The sequence below is a fragment of the Stenotrophomonas sp. YJH_SMC_101-4 genome (assembly GCF_059370395.1).
In genome coordinates this window covers 94,371-107,315 of record NZ_JCAFTP010000005.1, presented here as the reverse complement: position 1 = coordinate 107,315, position 12,945 = coordinate 94,371, and the positions used below count along the sequence as shown (strand labels likewise).

11 protein-coding genes are annotated in these 12,945 nt (G+C 68.4%); 5 read left to right on the top strand and 6 right to left on the bottom strand.

The annotated features are described in order from the left end of the window. Window positions 1–190 precede the first annotated feature (190 nt). Window positions 191–1,564, bottom strand: a complete 1,374-nt coding sequence (cycA, locus tag AC5P8D_RS17035) for a D-serine/D-alanine/glycine transporter (RefSeq protein WP_019336286.1) — start codon at window positions 1,562–1,564, stop codon at window positions 191–193. Window positions 1,565–1,794: 230 nt separating this feature from the next. Between cycA and AC5P8D_RS17030 the strand changes: the two genes are divergently transcribed. After that, window positions 1,795–3,411, top strand: a complete 1,617-nt coding sequence (locus AC5P8D_RS17030) for an EAL domain-containing protein (RefSeq protein ID WP_010484153.1) — start codon at window positions 1,795–1,797, stop codon at window positions 3,409–3,411. A gap of 320 nt (window positions 3,412–3,731) precedes the next feature. On the opposite strand, the gene AC5P8D_RS17025 is transcribed toward AC5P8D_RS17030, so the two are convergent. Both AC5P8D_RS17025 and AC5P8D_RS17020 read right to left on the bottom strand, forming a co-directional pair. Beyond that, entirely contained in the window at window positions 3,732–4,916 is a 1,185-nt protein-coding gene (locus AC5P8D_RS17025) for an MFS transporter (protein ID WP_260363981.1), read from the bottom strand. Continuing rightward, on the bottom strand, window positions 4,913–6,091 hold the full coding sequence (locus tag AC5P8D_RS17020) for a serine hydrolase domain-containing protein (RefSeq protein WP_414614715.1): 1,179 nt from the start codon (window positions 6,089–6,091) through the stop codon (window positions 4,913–4,915). Before AC5P8D_RS17020 ends, AC5P8D_RS17025 begins: the two co-directional genes overlap by 4 nt. Before the next feature lie 228 nt (window positions 6,092–6,319). Between AC5P8D_RS17020 and AC5P8D_RS17015 the strand changes: the two genes are divergently transcribed. Then, a complete protein-coding gene (locus AC5P8D_RS17015) occupies window positions 6,320–7,219 on the top strand; it encodes a LysR family transcriptional regulator (RefSeq protein WP_010484156.1) in 900 nt (299 codons plus the stop codon). 298 nt (window positions 7,220–7,517) lie between these two features. Next, window positions 7,518–9,125 (top strand): ATP-binding cassette domain-containing protein, encoded by a 1,608-nt coding sequence (locus AC5P8D_RS17010; protein WP_159359731.1) that lies wholly within the window; start codon window positions 7,518–7,520, stop codon window positions 9,123–9,125. Window positions 9,126–9,309: 184 nt separating this feature from the next. Here the strand turns inward: AC5P8D_RS17010 and AC5P8D_RS17005 are convergent, their stop codons facing one another. Then, window positions 9,310–10,635 carry a GTP-binding protein gene (locus AC5P8D_RS17005; RefSeq protein WP_159359730.1) on the bottom strand — a complete coding sequence of 442 codons (1,326 nt, stop codon included), beginning with the start codon at window positions 10,633–10,635 and terminating at the stop codon, window positions 9,310–9,312. Window positions 10,636–10,704: 69 nt separating this feature from the next. Here AC5P8D_RS17005 and AC5P8D_RS17000 point away from each other — a divergent pair, with 69 nt between their 5' ends. Next, window positions 10,705–11,079 carry a MerC domain-containing protein gene (locus AC5P8D_RS17000; protein WP_241875267.1) on the top strand — a complete coding sequence of 125 codons (375 nt, stop codon included), beginning with the start codon at window positions 10,705–10,707 and terminating at the stop codon, window positions 11,077–11,079. A gap of 95 nt (window positions 11,080–11,174) precedes the next feature. Here the strand turns inward: AC5P8D_RS17000 and AC5P8D_RS16995 are convergent, their stop codons facing one another. Further along, on the bottom strand, window positions 11,175–11,459 hold the full coding sequence (locus AC5P8D_RS16995) for a metal-sensing transcriptional repressor (RefSeq protein WP_010484160.1): 285 nt from the start codon (window positions 11,457–11,459) through the stop codon (window positions 11,175–11,177). Window positions 11,460–11,512: 53 nt separating this feature from the next. Between AC5P8D_RS16995 and dmeF the strand changes: the two genes are divergently transcribed. Continuing rightward, on the top strand, window positions 11,513–12,487 hold the full coding sequence (gene dmeF / locus AC5P8D_RS16990) for a CDF family Co(II)/Ni(II) efflux transporter DmeF (protein ID WP_049480246.1): 975 nt from the start codon (window positions 11,513–11,515) through the stop codon (window positions 12,485–12,487). A 123-nt stretch (window positions 12,488–12,610) separates the two neighbouring features. On the opposite strand, the gene AC5P8D_RS16985 is transcribed toward dmeF, so the two are convergent. Continuing rightward, the gene (locus AC5P8D_RS16985) at window positions 12,611–12,895 is read right to left on the bottom strand and encodes a hypothetical protein (RefSeq protein WP_495203515.1); all 285 of its coding nucleotides are present in this window, start codon (window positions 12,893–12,895) and stop codon (window positions 12,611–12,613) included. Window positions 12,896–12,945 lie beyond the last annotated feature (50 nt).

Sequence of the window (12,945 nt, the reverse complement as noted above, 5' to 3'; positions counted from 1 at the left end):
CACGGCAAGACCGGGGTTGGGCGTCCTGCCCAACCCGCCCGAGGCATGCCTCGGGCCCATGCGGCTCACGCCCCCACAACCGGACCCACCCCGCCTTCGACAGTTCCCAGCAGCGGGCGGTAGATCCACGCCATGCGTGGATGAAGCTCTCTGGAGACGATGGGTCAATGGATGGAACGAAGACGTTGGATCACTTCGCGGTCTTCCGACGCACCCAATACCCCACGCCAAGCAGCACGAACCACACCGGGCTGGCGATCAATGCCTGGCGGGTGTCGGGCTGCAGGCTCAACAGCACCAGCACGGCCGCGAAGAACACCAGGCAGGCCCAGCACATGGCAACCCCGCCGGGCATCTTGAAGATCGACGCAGCGTGGCGTTCCGGGTAGCGGCGGCGATAGGCCATGTAGGCCACCAGGATCAGCGACCACACGAAGATGAACAGCACCGTCGCCAGCGTCGTGACCAGGGTGAAGGCGGTCACCAGGTTCGGAATCAGGTAGATCAGCAGCGTGCCACCGAGCAGGCACAGGCACGAGAACAGCAGGCCACGGGCCGGCACGGCGGCGCGTGACAGTTTCGACAACCCGCGCGGGGCGTGGCCCTCTTCGGCCAGGCCGTACAGCATGCGGCTGGTGGAGAAGATGCCGCTGTTGGCCGAGGACGTGGCAGAGGTCAGCACCACGAAGTTGATCAGGCTGGCCGCGGCCGGAATACCGGCCAGCACGAACAGCTGCACGAACGGGCTCTTGTCCGGCACCACCTGGCGCCACGGGGTGACGGCCATGATCGCGATCAGCGCCAGTACGTAGAAGATGATGATGCGCACCGGAATCGAATTGATCGCCTTGGGCAGGTTGCGCTCGGGGTCGGCGGTTTCGGCGGCGGTGGTGCCGACCAGCTCGATGCCGACGAAAGCGAACACTGCAATCTGGAAGCCGGCGAAGAAGCCGACCAGGCCCATCGGGAACATGCCGCCGTCATTCCACAGGTTCGACAGCGCCGCGGTATGGCCACTGGGCGAGGTGAAGCCCCAGGCCACCAGCCCGGCGCCGGTAATGATCAGCGCGCAGATCGCCACGATCTTGATCAGCGCGAACCAGAATTCCATCTCGCCAAACAGCTTCACCGTCACCAGGTTCAACGACAGCAGCAGCATCACGCAGGCCAGCGCCGGCTTCCAGGCTTCAAGCCCGGGGAACCAGAATTGTGCGTAGGCAGCGATCGCGATCACATCGGCGATGGCGGTGACGATCCAGCAGAACCAGTAGGTCCATCCACAGAAGAAGCCGGCCCAGGGGCCGAGCAGATCGGTGGAAAAATCGATGAAGGATTTGTACTGCAGGTTGGACAGCAACAGTTCGCCCATCGCGCGCATCACGAAGAACAGCATCGCGCCGATGATCAGGTAGACGAAGACGATGGACGGGCCGGCCAGGCTGATGGTCTTGCCCGACCCCATGAACAGGCCGGTGCCGATGGCACCGCCAATGGCGATCAACTGCAGGTGGCGGTTGGACAGGCTGCGGCGCAGGTGCTCGGGGGGCGTTGCGGGCTCGGTCATGGGCGCGGGCAAAAGGGCGGGCGAAGCGTTCGACGGTAGTCCTCCTCAGGCAGGAGCGCCAGCGCCGGATGAGCCAATCCCGTCAAACTTGGCCGCTTTCATCACAATGTGACCAAATACCGGATTCATCCCATTCCGCCCGGCCCGGCGCCATGCTCAGATAGCCGCACCTGCCCAAGGATCGGCCCGACCATGCGCCCTGCCCTGCCCGCCCCGCTGGAGCCCCGGCCATGAGCCGGCTGCGCGTCATCATTGGTGGCACCGCACTGGCGCTGCTGGCCGCGGCCGTGCCGATCGCGGTGATGGCCTATGCCACCTGGGACCGTGCGGTCAGCGTCGAGCAGCAACGCCTGCGCGACATTGCCGGCCGTGCCCTGCGCCGCGCCGACCAGTCCTACCAGGAAGCACTGGCGGCACTGCAGTCGGCCGAGGTCGGCGCCCACAACGCCTGCGGGCCCGACCATATCCGGCGCATGCAGACGCTGGTGATGACCTCGCCGTCGGTCGACCAGATGGGCTACTTCGAGGGTGGCAAGCTACGCTGTACGTCGTGGGGGCCGTTCCTGTCCGACGTCAACCAGCCCAAGTCCGACCACGTCACCAGTGATGGCGCCGGCATCGCCGTGGATGTGCGCCCCGAGGCAAGCGGACGGCGCCAGGTCCTGTCGATCCTGTACGGCAACTACGACGTGCTGGTCGATCCGCGCCGCTTCGTCGATGTCATCGCCGACCCGAACGTGCGCCTTGCCCTGGCCAGCCCGGACGGCCGCCTCCTGGCCAGGCAGGACGGCATGGATCCGGCATTGCTGGAGACCCTGCTGCGCGCGCCTGGTGAAGGCCTGGACCACAACACCCTGTACGCCACCGCCCGCAACGAAGAGTGGCTGGCGATCGCGACCACACCGCGTACCGCGCTCGCCGCGACCTTCCGCCAGCAGGCGTGGCTGTTCGTGCCCATCGGCGTTCTGCTGGCCGCTGTCGGTGCCGGCCTGGTGATCTGGCTGTCGCGTCGCCGCCTGTCGCTGCGCGGCGAGCTGGCCACGGCGATCCGCCGCCGCGAGCTGTACCTGCACTACCAGCCCATCATCGAACTGGATACCGGCATCTGCGTCGGCGCCGAAGCGCTGGTGCGCTGGCAGCGCCCGGATGGCACCCAGGTGCGGCCGGACCTGTTCATTCCGCTGGCCGAAGAGGCCGGCATGATCGGCGCGGTCACCGATCTGGTGATCGAGAACGTGGTGCGCGACATGCGCGAGCTGCTGGTGGCCGACCGCAGCGCGCACATCGCGATCAACCTGGCCGCCGAAGACATCAGCAGCGGCCGCGCGCTGAAGATGATCTCCAAGCACATGGCCGGCAGCGGCATCCTGCCGCAGCAGATCTGGATGGAGGCCACCGAGCGCGGCTTCCTCGACCTGGACCGCGCCCGCACGATGCTGGCACAGGCACGTCGGGCCGGGCACAGCGTGGCCATTGACGATTTCGGCGTCGGCTTCTCCAGCCTGCAGTACCTGGAACAGCTGCCGCTGGACGCGCTGAAGATCGACAAGTCGTTCATCGATGCGATCGGCACCGAGAGTGCGACCAGCCCGGTGACGCCGCACATCATCGACATGGCCAAGGAGCTGGGCCTGTGGGTGGTGGCCGAGGGCGTTGAAACCGAGGCACAGCTGGCGTATCTGCATACCCGCAAGGTCGAGTTCGCGCAGGGCTGGCTGTTCTCGCGGCCGCTGCCACGGGATGAGTTCGTGGTGTTCCATCACAAGCGGCAGCAGCGCTATGGCGCGGCGCGGGAGCACATGCAGAATCCGCGCAGCGTGCCGATCGAGCGTGAGGGAGTGGAGTAGGACGGCGAACGGCGGAGCCCCTCGTGGTGGGTCGCGTACTGCTATCCCCGGGGCGGCCGGGACGGTCGGGTTCGCGGGGGACGCCGTAAACCCGTCCATGGGGGCTTGGCCGCGGCATCCATGCCGCGGACACCCCCGCGAACCCGACCGCCCCGGCCTCTGACAGGTTCCGGCGGCGTCCCGCCACGGAATCAACGGAAGAAGGCAAAAGCAAAGGCAGACGCAGGTCGCTGCGCTCGGTAGATCCACGCCATCCGTCGATGGTGTGGACCACGGTAGTGCCGGCCGCTGGCCGGCACCGCGCCATCACTGGTCGCCGCCTACGCCCAGGCCTTCGGCCGTGCCAGCAGCCACGCCACGCTCACCGACAGCAGCAGCAGCGGCAGCCATCCCAACTGGTTCGGGCCGCCCGCCTGCAGCAGCACACCCCCTGCAACACCTCCGGCGGCGATGGCCAGGTTCCAACCGGTCACCAGCATCGACTGCGCCAGATCCGCGGCGGCACCGGCACGCCGCGCCAATGCGGTCTGGAACAACGTAGGTACCGCGCCGAAGGCAACGCCCCACAGGATCGTCGCCAGCAGCAGCGCGATCGCGTCGCCCGGCCACAACAGCAGGGTCAGCACCGGCACGATGAAACCGATCACCGCGGCCCACACCAGCGTGCGCAGATGACGGTCCACACCCCAGCCGGCAATGCCAATGCCGGCGATGGCGGCCAGGCCGAAGGCCAGCAGCAGGCGGTCCAGCCACGGGCCGGCACCGGCCTCCACCGCCAGTGGTTCGATGTAGGTGTAGAGCACGTTGTGCGCCAGCACGTACAGCACCATCACCGCCAACGCACTGCGCACGCCCGGCATGCGCCACACCGTAGCCAACGACGTACGCTGACCGGCCGCCGCCGCCGGCAACGCGGGCAATGCCCAGCGCGCGTAGGCCAGCAGCACGACTGCCAGCACGCTCATCAGCGCGAATGCCCAGCGCCAGCCGATCTGCTGGCCCAGCAACGTGCCGGCCGGTACGCCCAGCGACAGCGCCAACGGCGATCCGACCATCGCCACCGCAATCGCCCGGCCCTGCAGCGAGGGCACCACCATGCGCGCGGCGTAGCCGGCCACCAGCGACCACAGCAGGCCACCACACACGCCGGCCAGGAAGCGCGCGGCCAGGATCAGCGGGTAGCTGCTGCTCAATGCGGTCAGCGTATTGACCACCACGAAGCCGGCAATCGCGGCGAGCAGCAAGGGACGTCGCGGCAGGCGCTGGGTCAGTGCGGTCATCGGCAGTGCGGCCATCACCGAGCCGAGCGCGTACACGCTGACCAGCTGGCCAACCGCCGCGTCGCTCACACCGAGGCTTTCGCCCATCGGCCGCAGGACGCCGGCCGGCAGGGTCTCGGTCAGCAGAGTGATGAAGCCGCCACCGGCCAGCGCCAGCAGTCCCGCCCACGGCAGGCGCGTGGCTTCACCGGCCGGGCCAGCCGCATCGATGGCATGGCCGCTCATCGCGCGGTCTCCAGATCGGCATAGACCGCATCGCGCAGCTCATTGACGAAGGCACCGTCCATGCCTTCGTACAGGGTGTTGGTCAGCGCCACCACGCTCAGCCCGCGCGCAGGATCGACAAACCAGCTGTGCCCGTAGGCACCGCCCCAACGCCATGTACCTGCGCTCTGCGGCGTACCGCTGGCGGCCGCATCGCGCAGCACCGCAAAGCCAAGGCCAAAGCCCCAGCCGGCCGGTTCCGGCGGCCCCTGTTCGCCCATCTGCGGGCTGGCCATCTCCGCTGCCAGTGCGGGCGGCAACAGGCCTGAACGCTGCACATCACGCAAGGCTTCCAGCACCGCCATCACTTCATCGGCGCTACCGACCAGGCCTGCCCCGGCCGAGGGGAAACGGCTGGCATCGGTGGCACGCGCGAGGCTGTACTCGATACCGACGGTACCCTCGAACGGAGCGACCACCTCGCCTTCGCGCAGGCGGTGCGGCTGCGGTGTGTCGCTCACATAGGGCGTGGCCAGCCGTGCCGCGTTGCGCGCAGCGAAGGCGGTGTCCCGCAGGCCCAGGGGTGCGGCCAGCAAGCGCTCGAACAGTGCCTGCAGGGATTCACCGGTCGCTGCTTCAGCCACGGCACCGGCAACGTCCACGCCCAGCGAGTACAGCCACTGGCTGCCCGGCGCGAACAGCAGGGGGGCCTGCGCGATGCGGCGCACGTTGTCGGCCAGAGAGAGCGGGTTCGCGTCCATGCCATCGCTGACGCCAGCGCGTGCGTAGGGACCCTTCGCATCGGCTTCGAGAAAGCGATAGCCCAGCCCGCTGCTGTGGCTGAGCAGCTGGCGCAGGCTGATCGCTGGCGTGCTGCCATCAGCCAGCGCCGGGCGGAAGTCCCGCAGCCAGCGCTGCACCGGTGCATCCAGGTCGAGCACGCCCTCGGCCACCAGGCCCAGGATCACCGTGCTCAGCAGCGGCTTGCTCACCGAGGCCAGCCGGAACAGCTGGTCGCGCTGCATCGGCGTGGCCGACTCGCGATCCGCCAGGCCCGTGGCGCTGGCATGGCGCAGCGCGCCGTGCTCGCGCACCAGCACCACCGCACCGACCAGGCGCTGCGGGTGGACCTGCTGCAGCAGCTGCTGCACCGAAGGCAGTGTCGGCGCAGGTTCGAAGGAAGGAGCGGCATTCATCGCGGTGATCCGTGGGGGAGAGGCCGCCACGTTAGGCAGCGGGCGTCCGCGCAAAAAGCCGGTTGCCGCTCCGGGCATCATGGACCGTGTAGTCCGCAATCGGCATGATGGCCGGAACCGCAAGGCCGCAACGGTCTCCACGCCACCCCGCACCACAGTGTTGCGATGGCGGAGCCGCCCGCTACAGCCGCGCCGGCCTACCCTGCCGCTTTCATTGCCCGCACGCCCATGTCAGTCCTGGACAACCTCGCCAACCTGCAGACCTTCGTGCATGCCGCCGACACCCGCAGCTTTGTCGAGACCGGGCGCCTGCAGGGCATATCCGCCTCGGCAGCGGGCAAGTGCGTGGCGCGGCTGGAGCACGCACTGGGCGTGCGCCTGTTCCACCGCAGCACGCGCAGCATCACGCTCACCGCCGAGGGTCAGCTGTTCCTGGCGCGTTGCCGGCGCATCCTCGACGAGCGCGATGCCGCCCGCACCGAACTGGCACAGCCGCACGCCTCGCCCCGTGGCACCCTGCGCATCAGCCTGCCGCTGGTGGGCGACCTCACCCTGCCGTTGATGGCCGAATTCATGGCCGCGTATCCGGATATCCGCCTGGACCTGGACTTCAGTGACCGCCTGGTTGATGTCATCGAGGAGGGCTTCGATGCGGTGCTGCGCGTCGGCGAACCCAGCGACTCGCGGATGAACGCACGCCGGCTGGGGGTATTCCCGCGGCGTGTCGTTGCCTCGCCGGGCTACCTGCAGCGCTGCGGCGTTCCGCGCACGCCGGCAGGCTTGATGCAGCACACGCTGCTGCACTATCGCTTCCCCACCACCGGCAAGCTGGAACCGTGGCCGATCCACTGGCCCGACGATGAAACGCCGCAGGAGCTTCCGGTGCACATGGTGGCCAACACCATCGAAGCGCGGGTAGCGCTCGCACTGCGCGATATCGGCCTGGCCTTCGTGCCGGTGCACTCGGTGCGCGATGCCCTGGCCGACGGCCGCCTGGTCACGGTGCTGGACGAACACGTGCATTCCTGCGGCACCTTCCATCTGCTGTGGCCGTCGGGCCGACACGTACTGCCGAAGCTGCGGGTGTTCATCGACTTCGTCGGCGCCCGCCTGGGTACCGTGCCGTAGCCGCGAGCAATCCACCCATGCCCGGCCCACAGTAGATCCACGCCATGCGTGGATGCTTCTCGCGGCGAAAGGAAGCCGAGCATCGGCTCGGCTCTACAGAACCGCCCGACCATCGGTAGCGCCGGGCCATGCCCGGCGGCCGCGCACCCGACCATTCAGCCACTGCCGCTATACTGGCCGCTCATTCCTCCAAGAGGCTCGCGACCAATGCGCCATTGATGCCGCCGTCTTCCCACTAGACGGCCTGACTCTTCCCGCCCCTGCGCGCAGGGGAGAACCCGGCATCCATGGAGGTCGCATGACCCCGCATTCCCTCACGCTCGATCGCGTGTCGTATCGATTGGCCGACGGCCGCCCGCTGTTTTCCGATCTGACGTTTTCCTTCGAACCGGTCGCCACCGGCCTCGTCGGTGCCAATGGCGCCGGCAAGAGCGTGCTCGCACGCCTGCTGGCCGGCCGGCTGCTGCCCGACAACGGCCAGGTTCGCGGCAGTGGCCGCGTGTTCCTGTTGCCGACGCCCGGCTATCCACCCGCCGGCACGGTCGGTGAACTGGCCGGTGTCGGCGCGGAACTGGCCGCACTGCAACGCATCGAAGCCGGCAGCGTGGACGAGGCCGACTTCGCCCGCGTCGGCGACCGCTGGGATCTGCGCGAACGCCTGCAGCAGCAATGGCGTACGCTGCAGCTACCCGACGACCTCGATCCGGCCCAGCCGGCCGCGCGCCTCAGTGGTGGCCAGGCCATGCAGGTGGCGCTGTCCGGTGCCTGGGCCAGCGGGGCCGACTGGCTGATCCTGGACGAACCCAGCAACCACCTCGACGCACGCCATCGCCAACAGTTGTATGAACAGCTGCAGCAATGGCGTGGCGGCCTGCTGGCGATCAGCCATGATCGCGAGCTGCTTGGGCACATGCAGCAGATCGTCGAACTGGACGTGCGCGGGCTGCATCGCTATGGCGGACCGTGGCAGCACTACGCCGACGCGCGCGCCGCCGAACGTGAAGCCGCCGCCGCCCAGCTTGACCATGCACGTGCACAGCACCGGCAGCAGCAACGCAGCGCGCGCGAACAACACGAACGCCAGCAGCAGCGCCAGGCACGTGGCAACCGTGATGCGAAGCAGGCCAACCAGGCCCCGATCCTGCTCGGCCGGCAGAAGCAGCGCGCCGAGGCCAGCCACGGCCGCGCACAGCAGGTGCAGGCCGTGCGCCTGCACGCCAGCGCAGAGCAGCTGCGCGCAGCGGCATCCGCGGTGCATGCGGCGCCGGAACTGGCGCTGTTTGCCGGTGCGGGCGAGCGTGGCAGCGCGCGTCTGCTGGAGGCCGAGGCGCTGGTGCTGCCACATGGCTGCAGCGCCCCGCTGCAGCTGGAGATCCGCCGGGGGCAGCGCATCGCCGTGGTCGGTGACAACGGCAGCGGCAAATCGACCCTGCTGCGTGTGTTGGCCGGCCAGCTGCCTGCATGCAGTGGCACCGTGCAACGGCATGCACCACTGGCCCTGCTCGACCAGCAGTTGCTGGGGCTGTCCGGCGCGCGCAGCATCCTTGACACCGTGCAGGCCGCCAACCCGCGCGCGGACCCAGGCGAGCTGCGCACGCGGCTGGCCCTGCTCGGGCTGGATGCACAGCGCATCCAGCGGGCGGCCCACAGCCTCAGTGATGGCGAGCGGGTGAAGGGTGCGCTGGCCAGCGTGCTGTATGCCGATCCCGCGCCCCAACTGTTGCTGCTGGACGAACCCGGTAATGCGCTGGATCTGAGCGCATTGCAGGCGCTGGAGGAACTGCTTGCGGCGTGGCCGGGCGCGCTGGTGATGGTCAGCCACGACCGGCACCTGCTGCAGGCATTGCGACCGACCCACGTGCTGCAGGTGAACCCCGAGGGTTGGCAGTGGCGAGATGCCTTGTAGATCCACGCCATGCGTGGATTCGATTTTGTAGAGCCGAGCCCACGCTCGGCTGCAATTGCAGTAGATCCACGCCATGCGCGGATGGAATGATCCGCCAGCCGAGCGTGGGCTCGGCTCTACAAGGCGGGCAAAGACCGGTTGAACCGCCATCCACGCATGGCGTGGATCTACAGGAGCCGTCAGCTCAGCGCTTCCACACCGGGAATGCCTGCGGCAACTGCTGCCACAGCAATGGCCCCGCACGCAGCTCCTGGTCGTTGAGCAGGCACGCATCCAGCTCCGCACGCACCGCGCGCTCATCCATGTGCACGCCAATCACCACCAGTTCCTGGCGACGGTCGCCCCACAAGGGATGCCACAGCCGTTGCATCGCCGCGTGCGCGACCGAATCCGGGAATTCTTCCGGTCCCGGCAACGGCGCGCTCCAGCAGTCGGCCTGCTGGCGCGCCCATCCGAGGTCGCTGTACGGCAGCGGTGTCGGCGGCAACAGCGGTGTGGTGTCCTCGATGCCCGCACGCACGCGATCGCGCGCGGCGTACCAGAAGCCCGCCGCCTGCGTCCGCGTCGCGGCACCCACGGTGTTCAGCTCGCCCACCCAGTCCATGCGGTTGGCCAGCCAGAACCAGCCCTTGCTGCGGATCACGCCAGGCATCCCCGACTGCAGCGCGCGTGCGAATCGCGCGGGATGGAACGGACGTCGCGAGCGGTAGACGAAGCTACCGATGCCGTACTCCTCGGTTTCCGGTGTGTGCTCGCCCCGCAGTTCCTTCACCCAGCCCGGCGCACGTTGCGCACGCTCCATGTCGAAGCGACCGGTATCCAGCAGCTCGGCCAGCGGCACATTGCCGAAGCTGGACAGCAGCAGCTTCGCGTCGCGGTTCAGGCCACGCAGCACGGCCAGCGTGTCCTGCAGCACTTCGTCATCCACCTGGTCCACCTTGCTGACCACGATCACGTCGGCAAACTCCACCTGCTCGCACAGCAGGTCAACCACGCCGCGATCGTCCTCCGGGCCGGCCTGCTGGCCGCGCTCGGCCAGTCGCGACGTCGAGCCGAAGTCGGCAAGGAACGCGCTGCCGTCGACCACCGTCACCATCGTGTCCAGCCGCGCGATGTCACTCAGGCTGAAGCCGTGCTCGTCGCGCACCGCGAAGGTGGCCGCCACCGGCATCGGCTCGCCGATGCCCGTCGATTCGATCAGCAGATAGTCATAGCGGCCCGCATCGGCCAGGCGCCGCACTTCCTGCAGCAGGTCATCGCGCAGTGTGCAGCAGATGCAGCCGTTGCTGAACTCCACCAGCGTCTCTTCGGTGCGGCGCAGTTCGGCCCCACCTTCGCGCACCAGCTGCGCATCGATGTTGACCTCGCTCATGTCGTTGACGATGACCGCCACGCGCAGGCCCTCGCGGTTGCGCAGGATCTGGTTGAGCAGGGTGGTCTTGCCGGCCCCCAGGAAGCCGGACAGCACGGTGACCGGAAGGCGACGGTCGGCGCGGGAAACAGTGTTCATGTCGGAGCGGGTTGGCTGCGGAACGGAAATGTTACTGTATAACAATTGTTGCGCAAGGAAACTCCCCCGATGAAGTCGCCTTCTGCCGCCCTGCTTGATGCCGGCGCGGTCGCCCTGTCCAGCCTGTGCCTGCTGCACTGCCTGGCGCTGCCCCTGCTTGCCGCCGCGCTGCCGCTGTTCGGCACCTGGGCCGAAGCGGAATGGGTCCATCTGCTGTTCGTGGCCATCGCCCTGCCGTTGACCGGCTATGCACTGTGGCGGGCCGAGCGCCGTCACCCGCTGCCGGTGCTGGCCTGGGCTACCGCCGGCGTCGGTCTGGGCCTGTTGCTGGCCGGCGCGCTGGCGCTGCCCACGCATGATTGGGAAACGCCGATGACCGTCGCCGGCAGCCTGCTGCTGGCCGCCACGCACATCTGGAACGCACGGCACCGGCACGCAGGGTAGAGTCGACTGTTAGTCGACTCTCGCGCGAAGCGCGGGATCTCATGCCGCCTGGGCGAAGAGCAGTCGACTAACAGTCGACTCTACCGCCCCTCGGCCTATTTGCCGTAGCGGCGAAGCAGCTCGACCAGCACCGCGGCCTCGTCCGCCCGCTGCTGCGGGTCGTCGGCAGCCACCACATGTTCCTGCAGGTGCTCGTGCAGCAGCTCCATCAACAGGCTGTGGGCTGCACCGCGCACGGCGGCGACCTGCACCAGCACGTCCGCGCAGTCGCCCGCCTCGCCCTCGGGCTTGTCCAGCGCCTGCTCCAACGCCGCCACCTGACCCGCGATACGGCGCACCCGGGTCAGCAGCTGCTTTCGATTCTTGTGTACATGGGCCATGACTGGATCCTATACCCTATGGGGGTATCCACTCTACCCCCCTTGGTCCCCCCATGCACCTGGACGCCCTCGCCGCCGCCCGCCGCCACGAACACCGCTTCGACGACGGCAATCCGCTGGCCGAACGCAATACCCGCCGCGCCCTGTGGCTCACCGTCGGCATGATGCTGGTGGAGATCATCGGCGGCTGGTGGTTCAACTCCATGGCCGTGCTCGCCGATGGCTGGCACATGAGTTCGCACGCGCTGGCGCTGGGCCTGGCGGTGTTCGCGTACCGCTGCGCGCGCCGCTACGCGCACGATCCGCGCTTCGCCTTTGGCACCTGGAAGATCGAGATCCTGGCCGGCTACACCAGCGCCATCGCCCTGCTCGGCGTCGCCGCGCTGATGGCCGTGCAGTCATTGGAGCGGCTGTGGGTACCGGCACCGATCCACTACAACGAAGCCATCGCCATCGCTGCGGTGGGCCTGGGCGTGAACCTGCTCTGCGCATGGTGGCTGCACGACAGCCCGGGCCACGCGCATCACCACCACGGGCATGACCATGGCCATCATCACGGGCATGACCATGACCATGACCACGATCACGGCCACGCGCACGGTCACGACCTCAATCTGCGCTCGGCCTACGTGCACGTGCTGGCCGACGCCGCCACTTCGGTGCTTGCCATCGTCGCCCTGCTCGGCGGCAAGCTGCTGGGCCTGACCTGGCTGGACCCGGTGATGGGCCTGGTCGGCGCCGTGCTGGTCACGGTGTGGGCAATGGGCCTGCTGCGCGACAGCGGCCGCATCCTGCTCGACGCGCAGATGGACGCGCCGGTGGTGGCCGAAGTGCGCGAGGTGATCGAACAAGGCCCGTGGCCGGCGCGCCTGGCCGACCTGCACGTCTGGCAGGTCGGCCGCGGCAAGTACGCGGTCAGTGCCAGCGTGGTCACCAGCGACGCAGGTCTGGATGCCGATACCGTGCGCAACGCGCTGGCGATCCATGAGGAGCTGGTGCATGTAACGGTGGAGATCCACCGCAGCTGATCCTGCGCGACTGCGGTCGAATCTGTAGAGCCGAGCCCATGCTCGGCTTGCCGTTGCCTTTGCAGCGCCGAGCCATGCTCGGCTGTCGCAGGCCATCAGCCGAGCACGGGCTCGGCTCTACAGTCAGAGCTTCAGCATCATCCGCAGCAGGTACATCAGCAGCGGCAGCGCACTCAGCACCGCACCACCGATGCCGATCCACGGCCAGCGCTCGCCGCGCACGCGCGACGCCACCGCCAGACCGCCGCCCACCAGTGCCGCACCCAGCACGCCCACGCCCAGCCCGGCGGCCATGCCATTGCCGCCTGCGGCCACCGCCGCCTGCGCAGCCAACGTGCCCGCGCCCCAACCCACAGCGATCCCCAGCCAACTGACCATGCCGCACCACGGTGCCTTGCCTTGCGCCATCCGAAAACCCCTTTGTTCTTGCCGAATTTCTGTACGGGCGACGCCCGAAT

What these genes read in the sequence shown, in the direction of transcription:
- cycA (WP_019336286.1), bottom strand. Translation starts at nt 1,564, where the DNA reads ATGACCGAGCCCGCAACGCCCCCCGAGCACCTGCGCCGCAGCCTGTCC.
- AC5P8D_RS17030 (WP_010484153.1), top strand. Translation starts at nt 1,795, where the DNA reads ATGAGCCGGCTGCGCGTCATCATTGGTGGCACCGCACTGGCGCTGCTG.
- AC5P8D_RS17025 (WP_260363981.1), bottom strand. Translation starts at nt 4,916, where the DNA reads ATGAGCGGCCATGCCATCGATGCGGCTGGCCCGGCCGGTGAAGCCACG.
- AC5P8D_RS17020 (WP_414614715.1), bottom strand. Translation starts at nt 6,091, where the DNA reads ATGAATGCCGCTCCTTCCTTCGAACCTGCGCCGACACTGCCTTCGGTG.
- AC5P8D_RS17015 (WP_010484156.1), top strand. Translation starts at nt 6,320, where the DNA reads ATGTCAGTCCTGGACAACCTCGCCAACCTGCAGACCTTCGTGCATGCC.
- AC5P8D_RS17010 (WP_159359731.1), top strand. Translation starts at nt 7,518, where the DNA reads ATGACCCCGCATTCCCTCACGCTCGATCGCGTGTCGTATCGATTGGCC.
- AC5P8D_RS17005 (WP_159359730.1), bottom strand. Translation starts at nt 10,635, where the DNA reads ATGAACACTGTTTCCCGCGCCGACCGTCGCCTTCCGGTCACCGTGCTG.
- AC5P8D_RS17000 (WP_241875267.1), top strand. Translation starts at nt 10,705, where the DNA reads ATGAAGTCGCCTTCTGCCGCCCTGCTTGATGCCGGCGCGGTCGCCCTG.
- AC5P8D_RS16995 (WP_010484160.1), bottom strand. Translation starts at nt 11,459, where the DNA reads ATGGCCCATGTACACAAGAATCGAAAGCAGCTGCTGACCCGGGTGCGC.
- dmeF (WP_049480246.1), top strand. Translation starts at nt 11,513, where the DNA reads ATGCACCTGGACGCCCTCGCCGCCGCCCGCCGCCACGAACACCGCTTC.
- AC5P8D_RS16985 (WP_495203515.1), bottom strand. Translation starts at nt 12,895, where the DNA reads ATGGCGCAAGGCAAGGCACCGTGGTGCGGCATGGTCAGTTGGCTGGGG.